We start from the raw sequence: 18,813 nt of genomic DNA, 5'->3' as shown, positions 1-18,813 counted from the left end.
TCGCATTCTCAGTCTGAGCCGGTGACCGGCCCCAGGGAGATCCACCCTAGCGGGCGGCGGCGGCGCGATCGCACGAGGCCGGGCCATGGAGTATCGCGAAACGGCCATTCGCATGCGGCCGGGCTCCGCCGAGGCGGCGGCGCTCGACCGGATGGCGGACGAGATGGTCCGGCTGGAGGTGCGGTTCGACACCGCCTTCGAGGCTCCGACCCATGCCCATCGCGGCGGCCTGCTGTTCTGGCCCGAGGCCGGCAGCGCCACGGTCGGCACCGCCGAAGGCCGCTGGTGCGTGCCCACCGGCTGCGCCCTGTGGATGCCGCCCGGCCTGATGCACGAGGCCAGCACCGAGGGCGGCCTGCACATGCACGGCATCCAGGTCCCGATCGAGGCGGCAGCCGGACTGCCCGCCGGCTGCCGGATCCTGCCCTTCTCGCCCCTGCTGCGCGAGCTGGCGCTGCGCGCCGCGACCTGGCCCCAGGCCTGGCCGCTGGACGACCGCCAGCGCCGGGTGGCCACCGTCATGCTGGACGAGATGGCGGCGGCCACGCCGACCCCGCTGCTGCTGCCGATGCCCAGGGACCGCCGCGCCCGACGCCTGGCCGAGGCGCTGCTGGCCGCCCCCGGCAGCCGCCGCCCGCTGGCGGAATGGGCCCGGATCGCCGCCGCCAGCCCGCGCACGCTGGAGCGGCTGTTCGGGGCCGAGACCGGCCTGTCGGTGGCGGCCTGGCAGCGCCGCGCTTTGCTGCTGGCGGCGCTGGACCTGCTGGGCCGCGGCCGCGGCGTCACCGCGGTGGCGCTGGAGCTGGGCTATGACAGCCCCAGCGCCTTCATCGCCATGTTCCGCCGCAGTCTGGGCACCACCCCGGCGCGGTACCGGACCATCGCTGCGGCCTGAGGACTGCCCAGCGTCGCAGCACCATTGCCAGGGACCAGCGTCGGCGATATAGATAGGTAGCCTATCTACCTGGATGAACCTGCCGAGATGCCCGCCGCCCCCGACGACACCGATGCCCTGGCCGATGCGCTGCGCCAGCCGCTGCTGCGGCTGTACCGCCGGATGCGGCGCGAGACCCAGGATCCGGCCATATCCCCGCTGCAGAACCTGCTGCTGGTGCTGATCATCAAGCATCCCGGCATCGGCGTCGGCGCCCTGGCGGAGATGGAGGGGCTGCGCGGCCCGACCATCAGCGGCCATGTCAAGCAGATGGAGGCGGCCGGGCTGGTCGGGCGCGCCCCGCCGGACCCGGCCGACCGCCGCCGCACCGGCCTGGTGGCGACCGAGGAGGGCCGCCGCCGGGCCGAAGCGCTGCGGCAGCAGCGCACCGACTGGCTGGCGCGTCAGCTGGCGGCGCTGTCGCCGGAGGAGCGGCAGGCAATCCAGGCGGCGATCCCGGCGCTGACGGCACTCGACCGATGAGCGGCCCGCAGGCGGCCGCGCCGGCCGAGGCGACGGCGCGCGAGATCCGCTTCGTGCTGCTGGGGCTGATGATCGTGCTCGGGCTCAGCGCGCTCGACCAGAACATCGTCGCCACCGCCCTGCCCAGCATCGTCGGCGACCTCGGCGGCGGCATCCACCTGTCCTGGGTGGTGACGGCCTATGTCCTGGCCTCGACCAGCGTCATGCCGCTCTACGGCAAGCTGAGCGACCAGTACGGCCGCAAGCCGATGCTGTATGTCGCGATCCTGGCCTTCCTGCTGGGATCGGCGCTGAGCGGCGCGGCCCAGAGCATGACCCAACTGATCGTCTTCCGCGCCATCCAGGGGCTGGGCGCCGGCGGCCTGATGCCGCTGGCCCAGACCATCATCGGCGACCTGGTGCCGCCGGCCCGGCGCGGCCGCCAGCAGGGGTCGGTCGCAGCGGTGTTCGCGGTCTGCAGCGTGGTCGGGCCAGCGCTGGGCGGAGCCATCACCGACCTCTTGTCCTGGCACTGGATCTTCTATGTCAACCTGCCGATCGGCGCCGTCGCCCTGGCGGTGGTCAGCCGGGCGCTGCGCCGGCCGCATCTGGCCCGCCGGCGGCGGATCGACTATGCCGGCGCCGTGCTGCTGACCGGGGCGACCACCGCCTTCCTGCTGGTGCTGACCCTGGGCGGGTCGCAATTTCCCTGGGCCTCGCCCGAGATCCTCGGCATCGCCGCCGCCACCGCGATCCTGGCCCTGCTGTTCGCGGTCCAGGCCCGCCGCGCGCCGGAGCCGGTGCTGCCGCTGCACCTGCGCGGCAACCGGGTCTTCGCCGTCGCCTGCCTGGTGCTGGCCCTGACCTTCATGGGGCTGCTGGGCGCCAGCGTGTTCTTCCCGCTGTTCTTCCAGCTGGTGCTGGGCATCGGCGCCGCCCGCTCGGGCCTGCTGACCGGGCCGCTGATGATCGGCCTGGTCGCCGCCGCGATCGTCAACGGCCGGGTGCTGCTGCCGCGCTCCGGCCGCTACAAGCCGGCCCAGACCGGCGGGCTGGCGCTGGCGGCGCTGGCCTTCGCCGTGCTGGCCTGGGCGGTGGCCAGCGTGCAGGGGCTGGCGGTGATCGAGCCGGCGCTGATCGCGATCGGCATCGGCCTGGGCCTGGTGATGCCGAACATGACCATCGCGGTGCAGAACGCGGTGCCGCGCGAGGACATGGGCGCGGCGACCGCCACCCTCGCCTTCTGCCGCTCCCTGGGCGGCGCGATCGGGGTGGCCGGCGCGGGCGCCATCCTCGCCGCGCGGCTGGGGACCGGCGCGCCCGGCACCGAGGGCCTGGCCCAGGAGGGGCTGCGCCAGCTGGCGGCGCTGCCGCCGGAGGCGCATGCCGCCGCGGTCGCGGTCTACCGCCACGCCATCGCCGGCACCTTCGCCGCCGGCGCCGCCATCGTGGCGCTGGCCCTGGCCGCGATCCTGTTCCTACCGGAGCTGCCGCTGCGGTCGAGCCACGCACCGGCGAAAGGCTGATGTCGGCAGGCCTGAGCAGCACCCTTCACAACTTGAGTATGGATAGCGATATAGTTCTGTATGGATTGCCGGCCCACCAGGAGGGTTCATACCGTGACGCTGCAGATCCGTGACGACCGCGCGCGTGCGCTCGCCCGGGAACTGGCCGCCAGGCGCAAGGTGACCATGACCGAGGCCGTCATTCAGGCCCTGGAGGCCGAACTGCGCCGCGAGGCGGAGAAGGAGCCCCTCGCCGATCGCATCGCACGGATCGCGGCCACCCTAGCCGCAGAGGCCGGCCCGAACCGCCATGTGATGAGCAAGGAAGAGATCAACGCCATGTGGGGCCATTGATGTTCATCGACACGTCGGCGATCGTGGCCCTTCTCGCCGACCAGCCGGACGCGCCCGCTATGCCGGCCTGATCGACCGGGCCGAGACGCCCCTCACATCAGGCCTCGTCGTCCTGGAAGCGGCGATGCGGCTGTCGAGCATGCTGGATGTCGATCCGATCCTGGTCGAGACCCGCATCCGGACCCTTCTTGATGATGCCGGGATCACGGTCGTTCCGATCGACGGCAAGACAGCGACCGCTGCCGTCGCCGCCTTCGCCGCCTATGGCAAAGGCCGGGGCCATCCGGCACAGCTCAACCTCGCCGACTGCATGTCCTATGCCTGCGCCCGAACGCATGGCGTGCCGCTGCTGTTCAAGGGCGACGACTTCTCGAAGACGGACATCCGCGCGGCCGGCACCGCCCTATAGGAAGCTGTACGGATCGATGTCGATCTGCACCCGCACGATGCCCGGCACCTGCACCCGCGCCACCCACTCCGTCACCAGCGGCTGCACCGCGATGCGGCGGTCGGCCTTGAACAGCAGGCGGCGGCGGTGGCGGCCGCGCAGCAGGGCCAGCGGCGCCTCGGCCGGCCCCAGCACCATGATGCCGTCGCCCTGCGGCGCCGCCTGCCCGAGCTCGCGCGCCACCCGGTCGACCGCGCCGCGGTCGGGGCCGGAGACGATCAGCGCCACCAGCTTGCCGTAGGGCGGCAGGCCGCGCGACCGCCGCGCCTCGGCCTCCGACGCCAGGAAGCCGTCGCGGTCGTTGGCGACCAGGGTCTGCATCACAGGATGGTCGGGCATGAAGCTCTGCAGCAGCACCCGCCCCGGCTTCTCGGCCCGCCCGGCCCGGCCGCCGACCTGGTGCAGCAGCTGCCAGGTCCGCTCCGCCGCGCGCAGGTCGCCGCCGGCGAGGCCGAGATCGGCATCGACCACCCCGACCAGGGTCAGGCCGGGGAAGTTGTGGCCCTTGGCCAGGATCTGGGTGCCGATCAGCAGGTTGACCGCGCCGCTGTCGAGATCGGCGGTCAGGTCGGCGATCGCCTGGGGGCCGGAGAAGGTGTCGGAGGCGACGATGGTCCAGCGCGCCTCCGGCAGGGTGGCGTCGACCTCCTCGGCGATCCGCTCCACCCCCGGGCCGCAGGCGGCGAAGCTGCTCTCGGACTGGCAGGACGGGCAGGTCTTCGGCAACGCGGCCCGGTGGCCGCAATGGTGGCACTCCAGCCGCCCGGCCAGCCGGTGCTCGACCAGCCAGGCGGTGCAGTTCGGGCATTCCATGCGGTGGCCGCAATGCCGGCACAGGGTCAGGGGGGCGTAGCCGCGGCGGTTCAGGAACAGCATCGCCTGCTCCCCCTTCGCCAGCGTCTCGGCCACCGCCTCGCGCAGGGTCGGCGACAGGAAGCGGCCGCGCGCCGGCGATTCGCGGCGCATGTCGATCGCCGTCACCGCCGGCATCTGCGCCACGCCGTGCCGGTCGGGCAGGTGCTGCACGGCGTAGCGCCCGGCCTCGACATTGGCCAGCGTCTCCAGCGACGGCGTGGCCGAGACCAGGATCACCGGGAAGCCGCCGAGATGCCCGCGCAGCACCGCCATGTCGCGGGCCTGGTAGACGACGCCGTCCTCCTGCTTGAACGCGCTCTCATGCTCCTCGTCGACCACGATCAGGCCGAGCTCGGCATAGGGCAGGAACAGGGCCGAGCGGGCGCCGACCACCACCCGCGCCTCGCCCAGCGCCACCGCCCGCCAGTTGCGCCGGCGCTGCACCGGGGTCAGCTCGGAATGCCATTCGACCGGGCGCACGCCGAAGCGGGCGGCGAAGCGGTCGAGCCAATGGCCGGACAGCGCGATCTCCGGCAACAGCACCAGCACCTGCCTGCCGCGCGCCAGCGCCGCCGCCACCGCCTCGAAATAGACCTCGGTCTTGCCCGATCCGGTGACGCCGTCGATCAGCGTGGTCGAGTAGCCGTCGATCGCGACGGTGTCGATCAGCGTGTCGGCAACCTCGCGCTGGGTCTCGCCGAGATTGGCCCGCGGCCGGGCCAGGTCGGGCTGCGGCACCGGGTCGAAACCGGGCAGCAGCACCACCTCCAGGAGACCGGCCTCGGCCATGCCCTTGACCACGCTGCCGCCGCAGCCGGCCTCGCGCGCCAGCTCGGCCGGCAGCCGCGGCGGCCCGTCCTCCAGCACCGCCAGCACCCGGCGGCGGGCGGCGCTGAGCTTCACCCCTTCCGGCGGCATCCCGGCGCGCCGGTAGGCCAGCACCGGCTTCGGCGGCTCCAGCGCGCCGGTCGAGGACAGGCTCATCCGCAGCACGGCGCCGGGGGGTGACACTGTGTAGCGGGCGACCCGGTCGACGAAGCTGCGCGCCACCTCCGGCAGCGGCGGCAGGTCGAACCGGTGCGCGACCTGCTTCAGCCGCGACCGCGCAACCTGGCCGCTGCCGGGGCCCCAGACCACGCCGATCCGCTGCAGCCGGCCCAGCGGCACCTCGACATAGGCGCCGGGCGGCAGGTCCATGCCGTCGGGCACCGCATAGTCGTAGGCGTCGGCCAGCGGCAGGGGCAGCAGCACCCGCACCGTGGCGATCGGGCCACTGTCTTCCGCCATCGCTGTCGCTGATGTGGCCTCGGACTCCGCCATGGGCTAAACTCGGTCCCGCGGGCCGAATTCGGCGCCGCGCATCGGCCCGAAGCGATCGCCGGCCATTGGAACGAGGCCCATGAAGTTCTTCATCGATACCGCCGACTTCAACGAAATCCGTGACCTGGCCGCCACCGGCCTGGTCGATGGGGTGACCACCAACCCCTCGCTCATCGCCAAGTCCGGGGCCCAGTTCCTGGACCTGATCCCGCGGATCTGCGAGGTGGTCTCGGGCCCGGTCTCGGCCGAGGTTGCCGCGACCGACTTCGACACCATGATGGCCGAGGGCCGCAAGCTGTCCAAGATCGCGAAGAACATCGCGGTCAAGGTGCCGCTGACGCCCGCCGGCCTGAAGGTGTGCCGCACCTTGTCCGACGCGGGCACCATGGTCAACGTCACGCTGTGCTTCTCGGCCGGCCAGGCGATCCTGGCGGCCAAGGCGGGCGCGACCTTCGTGTCGCCCTTCGTCGGCCGACTCGACGACACCGGCCAGGACGGCATGGAGCTGATCCATGACATCGTCCAGATCTACCGCAACTATCCCGCGCTGAAGACCGAGGTGCTGGTCGCCTCGATCCGTGGGCCGCAGCACGTGATCCAGGCGGCCAAGCTGGGCGCCCATGTCGGCACCCTGCCGCCGGCGGCGCTGCGCGCGCTGTATAGCCACCCGCTGACCGACAAGGGCCTGTCCGCCTTCGTCGCCGACTGGGCGAAGACCGGCCAGAGCATCCTCACCGAGCAGGAGCTCGCGGCCGTCAAAAAGACGGCGTGAGGGTCGATTGGCACAGGAAGTGAAGCGTCCGGACTCCCCCGCGCTGAGCGCGGGGGACGTGTCGGCATGGCTGCTGGCGCACCCGGACTTCCTGGTCCAGCATCCGGAGCTGGTGGGGCGCCTCGCCCTGCCGCCCCGCGACCGCGGCGAAGGCGTGATCGACCTGCAGGGCTACCAGACCGAAAGGCTGCGTGGCCAGGTCGACCGGTTGAAGGACCAGCAGCGCGCCTTCATCACCGCCAGCCGGGCCAACCACAACACCCAGAACCGGGTCCATGCCGCGATCCTGTTCCTGCTCGACGCCGAAAGCTTCGAGCAGCTGATCCACACGGTGTCGACCGACCTCGCCGTGCTGCTCGACCTCGATGTCGTCACCCTGCTGGTCGAGGCGACTGAGGGTGAGGAGTCGGCGGCGCAGAGTGCCGAGGTCCGCATCGTCGGGCCGGGGGAGATCGCCCGCCGCCTGGGCGCGCAGGAGCTTGCCCTCGAATCCGACATGGCCGGGGACGAGACGGTGTTCGGCGCCGGTGCCGGGCTGGTGCGCAGCCAGGCGCTGATTCGCCTGAACGTGTCGCCGGAGACACCGTCCTGCCTGCTGGCGCTCGGCAGCCGCGACCCCGAGATGTTCCATCCCGGCATGCGGACCGAGCTGGTCGGCTTCCTCGGCCGGGTGCTGGAGCGCTGCATCCGCTCCTGGCTGACCACGGCCGGCCAGGACGGCTAGGCACATCCCCGCATGACCGCCACGCCCGACATGGCGTCCCCATCGGCGGAGGCCATGGCGGGCTGGCCGGCCGCGGCCGATCTGCGCGACGCGGCCGGGCGCTGGCGGGCCTGGCTGGAGGATGAGAAGCGGGTGTCGCCGCACACGCTGCGGGCCTATCTCGGCGATGTCGGCCGCTTCGTCGGCTTCCTGTCCGACCATCTCGGCCGGCCGCCCGGCCTGAACGACCTGTCCGCCGCCGCCCTGGCCGACCTGCGCGCCTTCCAGTCGCGCCGCGCCGCGGGCGGCGCCGGGGCCGCCACCCGGGCCCGCGGCCTGTCCGGCGTCCGCAACTTCCTGACCCATCTCGACCGCATCGGCGTGCTGCACAACGCCGCCATCGGGTCCCTGCGCAACCCCAAGCTGCCGAAGCGCCTGCCCCGCCCGCTCGCCGTCGCCGACGCGCTGGCCGCGGTCGACACCGTGGCGACGCTGAGCGACGAGGAATGGATCGGTCAGCGCGACCGCGCCTTGCTGTTCCTGCTGTATGGCTGCGGCCTGCGCCTGGGCGAGGCGCTGGGGCTGACCCGGCGCGAGGCGCCGGCGGGCGACACGCTGGTGGTCACCGGCAAGGGCCGCAAGCAGCGCATGGTCCCGGTGCTGCCGGCGGTGCGCGAGGCGGTCGACGCCTATATCGCCGCCTGCCCGTTCCCGCTGCCGGCCGGCGGCCCGCTGTTCCTGGGTGCCCGCGGCGGCCCGCTGAACCCGGCCGTGGCCGAACGCCAGATGCGCCAGCTGCGCGTGGTGCTGGGCCTGCCCGAATCGGCGACGCCGCACGCGCTGCGGCACAGCTTCGCCACCCATCTGCTGGCCGGCGGCGGCGATTTGCGCACCATCCAGGAGCTGCTGGGCCACGCCGCCCTGTCGACCACCCAGCGCTACACCGGCGTCGACGCCGAGCGGCTGATGACCGTCTATGCCGACGCCCACCCAAGGGCCCGGCGCACCGGCGGGTAGGCCGCGACCAGGAGCATTCGATGACCGACCGTCCCGATCACGACGAGGACTCCTGGGGGCCCTCCACCACCGCGATCCACCACGGCTATGACCCGGCCAATGCGCAGGGCGCCCTGACGCCGCCGATCTACATGACCTCGACCTACGCCTTCCCCGACACCGAGGCCGGCGCGGCCGTGTTCCGGGGTGAGGCCCAGGGCTATGTCTATGGCCGCCGCCACAACCCGACCCAGACCATCCTGGAAGACCGCATCGCGCGCCTCGAGGGCGGCGCCGCGGCGGTGGCGATGGCGTCGGGCATCGCCTGCATCACCACGCCGATGTGGACGCTGCTGCAGGCCGGCGACGAGGTGGTGATCGACCACACCTTGTACGGCAACACCTACGCCTTCTTCATGCAGGGCCTGACCCGGTTTGGGGTCAAGGTCACCAAGGTCGACATGACCCGGCTCGACACGCTGCAGGCCGCGCTGACGGCCCGGACCCGGGTGGTCTATTTCGAGACGCCGGCCAACCCGAACCTGCGGGTGATCGACATCCGCGCCGTGTCCGAGCTGGCCAAGCGGGCCGCGCCCGAGGTGCTGGTGGTGGTCGACAACACCTTCTGCACCCCGATCCTGCAGCGGCCGCTCGACCATGGCGCCGACCTCGTGCTGCATTCCGCGACCAAGTTCCTGAGTGGGCATGGCGACGTGCTCGGCGGCGTGCTGGTCGGCCCGGCCGACATCATCGCCCGGGTGCGCAACGAAGGGCTTCGCTACCTCACCGGCGCGACGCTGTCGCCGATGAACGCCCATCTGGTGCTGCGCGGGCTAAAGACGCTGGAGATACGGATGGCGCAGCACTCCCGATCCGCCACCGCCGTAGCGCAGCTGCTGGAAAGCCATTCGGCGGTGGAGCGCGTGTTCTATCCCGGGCTGGAATCGCACCCGCAGTTCGCGCTGGCCGGGCGGCAGATGCAGGCGTCCGGCGGGCTGATCGCGTTCGAGCTGAGGCGCGGGATCGAGGCCGGCCGGAAGTTCATGGACCGGCTGCGGGTGGTGACGCTGGCGGTCAGCCTGGGGGACGCGGAATCGCTGGTCCAGCACCCGGCCAGCATGACCCACGCGAACTACACGCCGGAGGAACGGGCGGCGCAGGGCATCTGCGAGGGGCTGGTGCGCCTGTCGATCGGGCTGGAGAACACGTCGGACATCCTGGCCGACATCGAACAGGCGCTGGGCAACCTGTAGCGGGCCCAGGGCCCATATAGACAAGCCATCGCCGCAAATTCCGGGGCATTGACGATGCGCGGATGGCGTCGGCAGACTCCCGCGCCAGGGGAGTCCTGATCCATGACATTCGAGATCACCGCCGTCGTCGCCGGCAAGGTCGGCTTCGCGTCGCATCAGAACGCCGTGCCGGTGCTGCGCGAGCTGGAGATCGCCAGCACCGCCGAGTCGGCGATGAACGACCTCGAGCTGACGCTGACCGCGGATCCGCCCTTCCTCGCGCCCAAGACCTGGCGGATCGACCGCCTGGCGCCGGACGGCCCGCTGCATGTCGCCGACCGCGACGTGGCGTTGAATGCCGGCTTCCTGGGCGAGCTGACCGAAAGCATCCGTGGGACCGTGACGCTGCGCCTGGCCGCCGCCGGGCAGGTCCTGGCCGAATCCGCGCATCCGATCGAGCTGCTGGCCCGCAGCGAATGGGGCGGGGCCGGCACGATGGCGGAACTGCTGCCGGTCTTCGTGATGCCGAACGATCCGGCGGTCGACCGCGTGTTGAAGGCGGCATCGGATGTGCTGCGCCGCGCCGGCCGGCCCTCCGGCCTCGACGGCTACGGCGCCGGATCGCGGGAGCGGGTGTGGGAGCTGGCCTCGGCGATCTGGTCGGCGATCGCCGGCTTCCGCATCGCCTATGCCCTGCCCCCGGCCAGCTTCGAACAGCAGGGCCAGAAGGTGCGAACGCCGGGCGCCATCCTGGACGGCCAGGTGGCGACCTGCCTGGACACCGCCCTGCTGTTCGCCGCCGCCCTCGAACAGGCCGGCCTGAATCCGCTGATCATCATGACCCGGGGCCACGCCTTCGCCGGCTTATGGCTGCAGCCGGTCGAATTCTCGGCCCTGATCATCGACGAGGCCGCGGCCCTGCGCCGCCGCATCGACCTGAAGGACCTGCTGGTGTTCGAGACGACATTGGCGACCCAGGCCCCGCCGCCGAGCTTCAGCCAGGCCGAGCGCACCGCGCTGCGCCAGATCGCCGAGGACGCCGTCGCCCCGTTCGAGCTGGCGGTCGACATTCGCCGCGCCCGGATGCAGAAGATCCGGCCGCTCAGCCTGGCGGGGACCGCCCCGGCGGGGGCACCGGCCGAAGCCGTCCCGGTCGCCGAGGCGCTGGAGGCGGCGCCGGTCCTGCCGGGCTTCGACGTCGAGGTGGCGGAGGCGCCGACCACGGCCGCCGGCCGCATCGCGCTGTGGCAGCGCAAGCTTCTGAACCTGACCACCAGCAACCGCCTGCTGAATCTGCCGGAAGGCGGCAAGGTGGTGCGGCTGCAATGCCCCGAACCGGGGTCGCTGGAGGACCGCCTGGCCGCAGGCGGTAAGGTCCGCATCGTCGCCATGCCCGACCTGGCCGCTGGTGGCCGGGACGAGAAGCTGTTCGAGGCCCAGACCAACGAGAACCTGCGCGACCAGTACGCCCAGGCGGCGATGGAGCGCGGCGAGGTGTTGTCGCTGCTGGACAAGCAGACGCTCGACACCACGCTGGTCGACCTCTACCGCAAGGCCAGGAGCGACATGGCCGAAGGCGGCGCCAACACGCTGTTCCTGGCGCTGGGCTTCCTGAAGTGGAAGAAGGCCGCGACCGACCCGCGCAGCTTCCGGGCACCGCTGATCCTGCTGCCGGTCCGGCTGGAGCGGAAAAGCGCGCTGTCCGGCGTGATCATGACCCAGCATGAGGACGAGCCACGCTTCAACCTGACCCTGCTCGAATTGCTGCGCCAGGATTTCGAGTTCACCATCCCGGCGCTGGACGGGCCGCTGCCGACCGATGAGCGCGGCGTCGATGTCGCCGGGATCTGGACCACGGTGCGCCGCGCGGTGCGCGACCTGCCCGGCTTCGAGGTGACCGAGGAGTTGGTACTGGGCACCTTCTCCTTCGCCAAATACCTGATGTGGAAGGATCTGGTCGACCGCGCCGACCGGCTGAAGCAGAGCCCGACGGTCCGCCACCTGATCGAGCGCGACGGCACCAGCTTCCCGGTGCGGGGCGAGTTCCCGCGGCCGGACCGGCTGGACCAGTCGGTCGACCCGGCCGACCTGTTCGTGCCGTTGCCGGCCGACAGCTCGCAGATCGCCGCGGTGGTGGCGTCGGGCCAGGGCCATGACTTCGTGCTGGACGGCCCGCCGGGCACCGGCAAGTCGCAGACCATCGCCAACATGATCGCCCACAACCTGGCGCTCGGCCGGCGCGTGCTGTTCGTGGCCGAGAAGATGGCGGCGCTGAACGTGGTGCAGCGCCGGCTGGCCGAGCGCGGCCTGGGCGAGTTCTGCCTGGAACTGCATTCGGCCAAGGCGACGAAGACCGAGGTGCTGAAGCAGCTCGACCGCGCCTGGACCACCCGCGAGACCATGAACGCCGAGGAGTGGGCGCGCGAGGGGGCGGAGGTGAAGCGCCTGCGCGACGGGCTGAACGACCTGGTGGCGCTGCTGCACCGCCGCGCCGCCAACGGCCTGACCATCCGCGATGCCATCGGCCGGGTGGTCCGCGATTGGACCGAGACGAGCCCGCGCTTCGCCTTCGCACCGGGCCGCGACCATGGCGAGGCCGACCTCGCCAGGCTGCGCGACATCGCCCGCCGCCTGGGGCTGGCCCGGACCGATGCAGATGGCCTGTCCGGCGCGCTCGATGGCATCGGCCATGCCGACTGGTCGAATGGCTGGCAGGAGGCGATCGTCGCCGCGGCGCGGGCGCTGCCCCCGGCGCTGGACGCCATGCAGGCCGCGCGCGACGAGGTGCTGGCCGCCACCCGCCTGCCGCTGGCCGCCGAGGATCCGGCGCAGTTGGCCCGCCTGCGCCGCGACCTGCGCCTGGCCTTCGCGCCGGATGCCGCCGACCGGATCGCCGCCGCGCGCCAGGCCATCGGCCTGGTCGAGCGCTATCGCCGCGACGAGGCGGCGCTGTCCGCCCGCTATGCGCCGGAGGCGGCACGCCGCATCGGCCTGGCGGCGATCCGGGCGGCCTGGCAGGGGGCCGAGGCGAAGATCTGGCCGCTCGCCGGCCTTGCCCGGAAGCGCGTCGGCCGCGACCTGGCGCAACAGGGCGGCGCCGCGGGCCCGGTCGACGTGCCGGCCGACCTGCCGCATCTCGACGCCATGGCCGCCGCGCTGGCGGAGCTGGACGGGCTGGCCCCGCGCCTGGCCGGCGTGCCCGGCTGGGCCGGGCTGGCCAGCGACGGCGCGGCGGTCGAATCCGCCCTGGCCCTGGCCGAGGCCCTGCGCGCGGCGATCTCGGCGGCGGCGACCGGCCCCGAACATCTGGCCGCGCTGCGCGGCGCCATGACCACCCTGGTGGTCGACGCCAACGACCTGCTGGCGGATGGCGGCGCCATCGCCCGCGCCCAGGCCCGGCTGGGCGAGGCCGCTGCAAGCTATGATGCCGCGGTGCAGCGCTTCGACGAACTGGCGGAACCACCCGTCCCCGCCGGCGACTTCGCCGCGGTCCGCGGCCACGCCGGGATGGTTGCCGGCCATGCGCCCCGGCTGAAGGCCTGGACCGACTGGCGCCGGGTGCGCGACGAGGCGATGCAGTCGGAGCTGGGGCCGCTGGTCACGGCGCTGGAGACCGGCGCGATCGCGCCGCGCGAGACGTCCGACGCCTTCGAGACCGGCTATGCCCGCTGGTTCGCCAGCGGGCGGATCGACGCCGAGCCGCTGCTGTCGCGCTTCGCCGCCTCGGTCCATATGGACAACATCGAATCCTTCCGCCGGCTGGACGGCCGGCTGTCCGAACTCGCGGTGCGCTACATCCGCGCCCGGATCTGCGGCCTGATCCCGGCGAAGGACAGCGTCGGGCGCGGCGACGGCTATGCCGTGCTGAAGCATCAGCTGCAGTTGCAGCGCCGGCACAAGCCGATCCGCCAGCTGGCCGCGGAGATGGGCGAGTCCTTCACCCGGCTGGCCCCCTGCATGCTGATGAGCCCGCTGTCGATCGCGCAGTACCTGCCGCCGGACCAGGCGCTGTTCGACCTGGTGATCTTCGACGAGGCCTCGCAGATCTCGCCCTGGGACGCGGTCGGCGCGATCGCCCGCGGCGCCCAGGTGGTGATCGCCGGCGACCCGCGGCAGATGCCGCCGACCAGCTTCTTCACCCGGTCCGCCACCGCGACCGACAGCGACGCCGACCTTGAAGAGGACATGGAGAGCATCCTCGACGAATGCCTGGCCGCCGGAGTGCCGATGCACAGCCTGTCCTGGCACTACCGCAGCCGGCACGAAAGCCTGATCGCATTCTCCAACCACCGCTATTACGAGAGCGGGTTGGTCACCTTCCCGGCGCCGGTGACGCGGGCCAGCGCGGTGGAATGGCGTCGGGTCGACGGAGTCTACGCCCGCGGCAAAGGCCGCACCAACCCGATCGAGGCGCAGGCGCTGGTCGACGAGGCCGTGCGCCGCCTGACCGACCCCGCCTTCGTCGCCGCCGGCCGGACCCTGGGCATCATCACCCTGAACGCCGACCAGCAGCGGCTGGTGGAGGACCTGCTCGACAAGGCCCGGCGCCAGCACCCCGAGATCGAGCCCCATTTCGGCGAAGACCGCACCGAGCCGGTGGTGGTGAAGAACCTGGAGACGGTGCAGGGCGACGAGCGCGACCTGATCATGCTCGGCATCGGCTTCGGCCCGACCGAGCCGGGGGCCAGGACGATGTCGATGTCTTTCGGCGCGCTGAACAGCGAAGGCGGCTGGCGGCGGCTGAACGTGGCGGTGACCCGTGCGCGGCAGGAGATGATGGTGTTCACCTCCTTCGACCCCGGCATGATCGACCTGAACCGGACGAGTGCCCGCGCGGTGCGCGACCTCAAGCATTTCATCGAATTCGCCGAACGCGGCCCGGCCGCGCTGGCCGAAGCCGTGCACGGGTCGGTCGGCGGGCCCGAATCGCCGTTCGAGGTGGCCGTGGCCCGGGAACTGGCCCGCCGTGGCTGGACCGTGGTGCCGCAGATCGGCGTGTCGCGCTTCCGCATCGACCTCGGCATCGTCCATCCCGACCGGCCCGGCGACTATCTGGCCGGGGTGGAGTGCGACGGCGCCGCCTATCACAGCGCCGCGACCGCCCGCGACCGTGACAAGGTGCGCGCCGGCATCCTGGAAGGCCTGGGCTGGACGCTGATGCGGATCTGGTCCACCGACTGGTGGATCGACAAGGCCGGGTCCGCCGACCGGCTGCACCGCGCGCTGGAGGCGGCGCTGGACGCCTCTCGCGCCGAGGCCGCGGTGGCAGCCGCCGCAGCGACGCCGACGCCGCCCGAGCCGATCCTGGTCGCCCCGCCGCCCGAGGCCGACATCGTGCCGACAGTGGAGCTGCCGCCGGCCTCTGCCACCGCCAACGGTGCCGCGGCGCATGTTCCGGACGAGGCGCCGGCGCGGTTGGCGCGGCAGGTGCCCGCCGACGGCATCGCCCCGGCACCGGCCCCCTACCGGGTGACCGACTTCACACCTCACCAAGCCGCGATCGACCCGGTGGCGTTCTACGAGCCCGCCTATGATTCGACGCTGGCGGCGCTGGTCGGGCATGTGCTCGACGGCGAGGCGCCGATCTCGGAAAGCCTGCTGGTGCAGCGAATCGCCCGGGCGCATGGCTTCCAGCGTGCTGGACGCCTGATCCGGGAGCGGGTGATGGGCATCGTGGCACAGCGGCACCACACGGCGCCGGACGGGACGGCCGGGCTGTTCGTCTGGCCCGACCGCGAGGTGCCGGCGCGCTGGCAGGGCTGGCGCACACCGGCCACGCCGGACGATATCCGCCAGATCGAGGAGATCGCGCTGGCCGAGATCCGGGCCGCGGCCCCTGGCCAAGGGACAGAGGACGCAGCGGTCGAGATCGCGCGGCTGTTCGGCATCCGCCGCCTCACCGCCCCGGCCCGCCAGCGCATCGAGGCGGCGCTGGCCGCCGGGCCGGACGAGGCCCAGGCGCAGGCTCAGCCCGGCGGGAGCCCGTTCTCGAAGCAGTAGTGGATCGTCGGGAAGCTGTGGCGCAGGGCGACGACATCGGGCAGCACCGCCTCCGGCGCCTCGCCGCGCACCAGCACGCGGGCGATCAGCTCGGCGATCGCCTCCATCTCGCGTTCGCGCATGCCGAAGCGGGTGACCTCGATGGTGCCGATGCGCAGGCCGCCGGGGTAGTCCCAGTCTTCCTTGCGGTCGGCCGGCAGCAGGTTCTTGTTGACGATCAGGTTCGCCCGTTCGAGTTGCTGCGCCGCCGCCAGGCCCCGGCCGAAGCCGCGGGCATCGGCGATGGCCTGATGGGTGGTGGTGAAGCCCTTGTGCGCGCCCAGCATCGGAATGCCACGATCCTGCAGCGCCTGGGCCAGCGCCTTGGCGTTGGCGACGATCTGCGCCTGCAGCGCCGCGCCGAATTCGATCGCCTCCGCCGTCGCCAGGGCCAGCGCCGCCACCCGGTTGACCTGGTGGGTCGCGGCCCAGACCGGGAACACCGCCGTGGTCACCGCCTCGGTGATCTCAGGGTCGTTCCACAGGATGATGCCGGATTGCGGGCCGGCGAAGGTCTTGCCGGCCGAGCCGGTGACGATGTCCGCCCCCTCCCCCAACGGATCCTGGAACTGGCCGCCGCCGATCAGGCCGAGCTGGTGCGCCGCGTCGAAGAAGAACCGGCCGCCCCAATCGGCGATGACCTCGCGCATCGCCGCCACCGGCTGCGGGAACAGCGTCATCGACAGGCCCAGCGCCACCAGCTTCGGCCGGGCCAGCGGCGCCGCCCGCCGGAACAGGTCGAGGTCGACCACCAGCTCGTCCGGGTCCATCGGAATGTCGACGACGGTGCGGCCCATGGCGCCGGCCGGGCCGTCGAGCCGGTTCGAGGAATGGCCGCCGGTGGGCTGCGGCGCGGTCATCACCACGTCGCCCGGCGCAGTCAGCGCGGTGTAGACCACGGCGTTGCCGATCATCGAGGCGCACATCCGGTGGTCGGCGTAATTGCAGCGGAAATGCCGCTTCAGCAGCTCGACGCACAGCGCCTCGACCTCGTCGATGTGGCGGGTGCCGGCGAACCAGCGGTTGACCCGGCCGATATGGCCCTCCGCCGCCCGGGTGCCGATCTCGGCCGCCAGCAGCGCCCGCACGCCCGGGCTGGTCGGCGCCTCGGGCGCCAGCAGGTTGATGCAGTCCTCGCCGCGCCATTGCGCGTTGCGCCCGACCGCGGCCTTGACCGCCTCGCCCATCGCCGCGGGGTCGACGCAGGCGTCCAGCACGGCGCGCGCCGTGGCCAGCGTGTCGCGGTCATGCACCTCGATACGGTTCGTCAGATCCGTCTGCGCCATCCCGGCCTCCCCTGGTTCGAGCGAATCCAGGCTAGGGCAGAATCAATGGGACCGGATTTCGATTTACAGGCCCGGAGTTTCCGTTTTGGATCGCCTTGGGTCCCGTTCGGAGAAATCCATGAAAAGTCCTGCTGCCGGTAAACCGGCCCCGATCGTGCTCGACGCCATCGACCGGCGCATCCTCGACCTGCTGCAGGAGGACAACCAGGTCACCAACCTGGCCCTGGCCGAACGCGTCGGCCTGTCGCCGCCGGCCTGCCTGAAGCGGGTGCGGCGGCTGCGCCAGGACGGGGTGGTGGTGAAGGATGTGGCGCTGGTCGATCCCGAGAAGGTCGGCCAGACCATCGTCGCCTTCGTCGGGGTCGAGCTGGACCGCCAACGCGAGGACGTGCTGGCCGCCTTCGAGCGCAAGATCGCCGCCGAGCCGGAGGTGCAGCAATGCTATTTCGTGTCCGGCGAGACCGACTATCTCTTGGTCGTGACCTGCCGCGACATGGAGGCCTACAACCTGTTCTGCCGCCGCGTGCTGGCCAATGAGCACAACATCAAGCGCTTCCGCACCAGCTTCAACCTGTCGCGCGTGAAGTACGAGACCAAGGTGCCGATCGGGGCCTAAGAGCTTTCACCGGCTCGGAGGCCGTTCGAGAACGCGCTCGGCGCGAGTCGGCTGGCGATGGTTTCGAGAACCGGAGCGCAGCGGACATGGTCGTCCGTGAGCACCGGAAGCGCAGAAACCGCCGTCAGACGGCCGCGCCGGGCGTGTTATCGGACGGTCTCAGCGGGTGGGGACCGGGACGTCCTTGGAATAGTCGTAGAAGCCGCGCTTGGTCTTGCGGCCGAGCCAGCCGGCCTCGACGTATTTCACCAAGAGCGGACAGGGCCGGTACTTGCTGTCGGCCAGGCCGTCATACAGCACGTTCATGATCGACAGGCAGGTGTCGAGGCCGATGAAGTCGGCCAGCTCCAGCGGCCCCATCGGGTGGTTGGCGCCGAGCTTCATCGAGGTGTCGATGGCCTCGACCGACCCCACCCCCTCATAGAGGGTGTAGACCGCCTCGTTGATCATCGGCAGCAGGATGCGGTTGACGATGAAGGCCGGGAAATCCTCGGACACCGCCGGGGTCTTGCCCAGCTTGACCGACAGCTCGTGGATCGCCTCGTAGGTCGCGTCGTCGGTGGCGATGCCGCGGATGATCTCCACCAGCTTCATCACCGGCACCGGGTTCATGAAGTGCATGCCGATGAAGCGTTCCGGACGGTCGGTCGTGGCCGCCAGCCGGGTGATCGAGATCGAGCTGGTGTTGGTCGCCACCATCGCACGTTCGTTCAGATGCGGCACCAGATGCTTGAAGATCTCGCGCTTGATCGGCTCGTTCTCGGTCGCCGCCTCGATCACGAGGTCGCAATCCTTGAAGTCGCGGTAGTCGGTGATGCCGTGGATGCGGCCGAGGGTCTCGGCCTTTTCCTTGGCCGTCAGCTTGCCGCGGGCGATCAGCCGCTCAAGGTTGCCGTCGATGTGTTCGACCGCATGCGCCAACGCCTTCGGATCGACATCCAGGAGCCGGATGGTGAAGCCGTTCTGCGCGCCGACATGGGCAATGCCGCTGCCCATCTGCCCTGCGCCGATCACCCCGATCGTCTGGATCATGCCGCGGTTCCGCTCCGAACGTCCCTGGATCTTGCGCCGCCCGCATTGGTGCGGTGCAGCAAAGAGGTCGAACGATAGTGATGTCCGACATAGCTTGTCAACGCGACTGCCGCCGACGCAAGCATCTTGCTCAAGTCATGAGCACAAGCCCTTAGAGACCGTTTGGAAACGCGCTGGTGTGAGTCGGCTGGCGGTGGTTTCGAGAACCGGCGCGCAGCGGACGTTTGGGTCCGTGAGCACCGGAAGCGCAGAAACCGCC

The 18,813-nt window shown here is 71.7% G+C and carries 14 protein-coding genes; 11 read left to right on the top strand and 3 right to left on the bottom strand.

All coding sequences use genetic code 11. From position 1 onward, the window contains the following. Positions 1 to 85: 85 nt before the first annotated feature. The 5 genes from E9232_RS21055 to E9232_RS21035 all read left to right on the top strand — a co-directional run bounded on the left by E9232_RS21055 (position 86) and on the right by E9232_RS21035 (position 3,664). Positions 86 to 895: an AraC family transcriptional regulator gene (locus E9232_RS21055; RefSeq protein ID WP_309797150.1), complete on the top strand. Its 810-nt coding sequence runs from the start codon at positions 86 to 88 to the stop codon at positions 893 to 895. 87 nt (positions 896 to 982) lie between these two features. Continuing rightward, positions 983 to 1,417 carry a MarR family winged helix-turn-helix transcriptional regulator gene (locus E9232_RS21050; RefSeq protein ID WP_309797148.1) on the top strand — a complete coding sequence of 145 codons (435 nt, stop codon included), beginning with the start codon at positions 983 to 985 and terminating at the stop codon, positions 1,415 to 1,417. Then, entirely contained in the window at positions 1,414 to 2,922 is a 1,509-nt protein-coding gene (locus tag E9232_RS21045) for an MDR family MFS transporter (protein WP_309797147.1), read from the top strand. Before E9232_RS21050 ends, E9232_RS21045 begins: the two co-directional genes overlap by 4 nt. Positions 2,923 to 3,015: 93 nt before the next feature. Next, positions 3,016 to 3,255 (top strand): type II toxin-antitoxin system VapB family antitoxin, encoded by a 240-nt coding sequence (locus tag E9232_RS21040; protein ID WP_309797145.1) that lies wholly within the window; start codon positions 3,016 to 3,018, stop codon positions 3,253 to 3,255. Next, positions 3,251 to 3,664 carry a type II toxin-antitoxin system VapC family toxin gene (locus E9232_RS21035; protein ID WP_309797452.1) on the top strand — a complete coding sequence of 138 codons (414 nt, stop codon included), beginning with the start codon at positions 3,251 to 3,253 and terminating at the stop codon, positions 3,662 to 3,664. Before E9232_RS21040 ends, E9232_RS21035 begins: the two co-directional genes overlap by 5 nt. On the opposite strand, the gene E9232_RS21030 is transcribed toward E9232_RS21035, so the two are convergent. Continuing rightward, positions 3,659 to 5,845, bottom strand: coding sequence for a primosomal protein N' (locus E9232_RS21030; RefSeq protein ID WP_309797142.1), 2,187 nt, complete (start codon positions 5,843 to 5,845; stop codon positions 3,659 to 3,661). The two genes, E9232_RS21035 and E9232_RS21030, sit on opposite strands and share 6 nt — an antisense overlap. A gap of 112 nt (positions 5,846 to 5,957) precedes the next feature. Here E9232_RS21030 and fsa point away from each other — a divergent pair, with 112 nt between their 5' ends. The 5 genes from fsa to proA all read left to right on the top strand — a co-directional run bounded on the left by fsa (position 5,958) and on the right by proA (position 15,581). Continuing rightward, the gene (fsa, locus tag E9232_RS21025) at positions 5,958 to 6,650 is read left to right on the top strand and encodes a fructose-6-phosphate aldolase (RefSeq protein WP_309797141.1); all 693 of its coding nucleotides are present in this window, start codon (positions 5,958 to 5,960) and stop codon (positions 6,648 to 6,650) included. A gap of 19 nt (positions 6,651 to 6,669) precedes the next feature. Beyond that, positions 6,670 to 7,374, top strand: coding sequence for a DUF484 family protein (locus tag E9232_RS21020; protein WP_309797450.1), 705 nt, complete (start codon positions 6,670 to 6,672; stop codon positions 7,372 to 7,374). A 12-nt stretch (positions 7,375 to 7,386) separates the two neighbouring features. Then, on the top strand, positions 7,387 to 8,370 hold the full coding sequence (locus E9232_RS21015) for a tyrosine recombinase XerC (RefSeq protein WP_309797138.1): 984 nt from the start codon (positions 7,387 to 7,389) through the stop codon (positions 8,368 to 8,370). A 20-nt stretch (positions 8,371 to 8,390) separates the two neighbouring features. Beyond that, positions 8,391 to 9,602 carry a trans-sulfuration enzyme family protein gene (locus tag E9232_RS21010; RefSeq protein WP_309797137.1) on the top strand — a complete coding sequence of 404 codons (1,212 nt, stop codon included), beginning with the start codon at positions 8,391 to 8,393 and terminating at the stop codon, positions 9,600 to 9,602. Between the two features lie 102 nt (positions 9,603 to 9,704). Beyond that, positions 9,705 to 15,581: an anti-phage protein ProA gene (gene proA / locus E9232_RS21005; protein ID WP_309797135.1), complete on the top strand. Its 5,877-nt coding sequence runs from the start codon at positions 9,705 to 9,707 to the stop codon at positions 15,579 to 15,581. On the opposite strand, the gene glyA is transcribed toward proA, so the two are convergent. Continuing rightward, complete coding sequence (glyA, locus tag E9232_RS21000; RefSeq protein ID WP_309797133.1) at positions 15,548 to 16,906, bottom strand: serine hydroxymethyltransferase; 1,359 nt, start codon at positions 16,904 to 16,906, stop codon at positions 15,548 to 15,550. The two genes, proA and glyA, sit on opposite strands and share 34 nt — an antisense overlap. A 118-nt stretch (positions 16,907 to 17,024) precedes the next feature. Here glyA and E9232_RS20995 point away from each other — a divergent pair, with 118 nt between their 5' ends. Further along, a complete protein-coding gene (locus tag E9232_RS20995; protein WP_309797131.1) occupies positions 17,025 to 17,522 on the top strand; it encodes an Lrp/AsnC family transcriptional regulator in 498 nt (165 codons plus the stop codon). A 159-nt stretch (positions 17,523 to 17,681) separates the two neighbouring features. On the opposite strand, the gene E9232_RS20990 is transcribed toward E9232_RS20995, so the two are convergent. Then, positions 17,682 to 18,554 carry a 3-hydroxybutyryl-CoA dehydrogenase gene (locus tag E9232_RS20990; protein WP_309797130.1) on the bottom strand — a complete coding sequence of 291 codons (873 nt, stop codon included), beginning with the start codon at positions 18,552 to 18,554 and terminating at the stop codon, positions 17,682 to 17,684. Positions 18,555 to 18,813 lie beyond the last annotated feature (259 nt).

Source organism: Inquilinus ginsengisoli, from assembly GCF_031453975.1.
Lineage (GTDB): Bacteria > Pseudomonadota > Alphaproteobacteria > DSM-16000 > Inquilinaceae > Inquilinus > Inquilinus ginsengisoli_A.
This window is presented reverse-complemented; position numbering and strand designations above follow the sequence as displayed.

What these genes read in the sequence shown, in the direction of transcription:
- E9232_RS21055 (WP_309797150.1), top strand. Translation starts at nt 86, where the DNA reads ATGGAGTATCGCGAAACGGCCATTCGCATGCGGCCGGGCTCCGCCGAG.
- E9232_RS21050 (WP_309797148.1), top strand. Translation starts at nt 983, where the DNA reads ATGCCCGCCGCCCCCGACGACACCGATGCCCTGGCCGATGCGCTGCGC.
- E9232_RS21045 (WP_309797147.1), top strand. Translation starts at nt 1,414, where the DNA reads ATGAGCGGCCCGCAGGCGGCCGCGCCGGCCGAGGCGACGGCGCGCGAG.
- E9232_RS21030 (WP_309797142.1), bottom strand. Translation starts at nt 5,845, where the DNA reads ATGGCGGAAGACAGTGGCCCGATCGCCACGGTGCGGGTGCTGCTGCCC.
- fsa (WP_309797141.1), top strand. Translation starts at nt 5,958, where the DNA reads ATGAAGTTCTTCATCGATACCGCCGACTTCAACGAAATCCGTGACCTG.
- E9232_RS21015 (WP_309797138.1), top strand. Translation starts at nt 7,387, where the DNA reads ATGACCGCCACGCCCGACATGGCGTCCCCATCGGCGGAGGCCATGGCG.
- E9232_RS21010 (WP_309797137.1), top strand. Translation starts at nt 8,391, where the DNA reads ATGACCGACCGTCCCGATCACGACGAGGACTCCTGGGGGCCCTCCACC.
- proA (WP_309797135.1), top strand. Translation starts at nt 9,705, where the DNA reads ATGACATTCGAGATCACCGCCGTCGTCGCCGGCAAGGTCGGCTTCGCG.
- glyA (WP_309797133.1), bottom strand. Translation starts at nt 16,906, where the DNA reads ATGGCGCAGACGGATCTGACGAACCGTATCGAGGTGCATGACCGCGAC.
- E9232_RS20995 (WP_309797131.1), top strand. Translation starts at nt 17,025, where the DNA reads ATGAAAAGTCCTGCTGCCGGTAAACCGGCCCCGATCGTGCTCGACGCC.
- E9232_RS20990 (WP_309797130.1), bottom strand. Translation starts at nt 18,554, where the DNA reads ATGATCCAGACGATCGGGGTGATCGGCGCAGGGCAGATGGGCAGCGGC.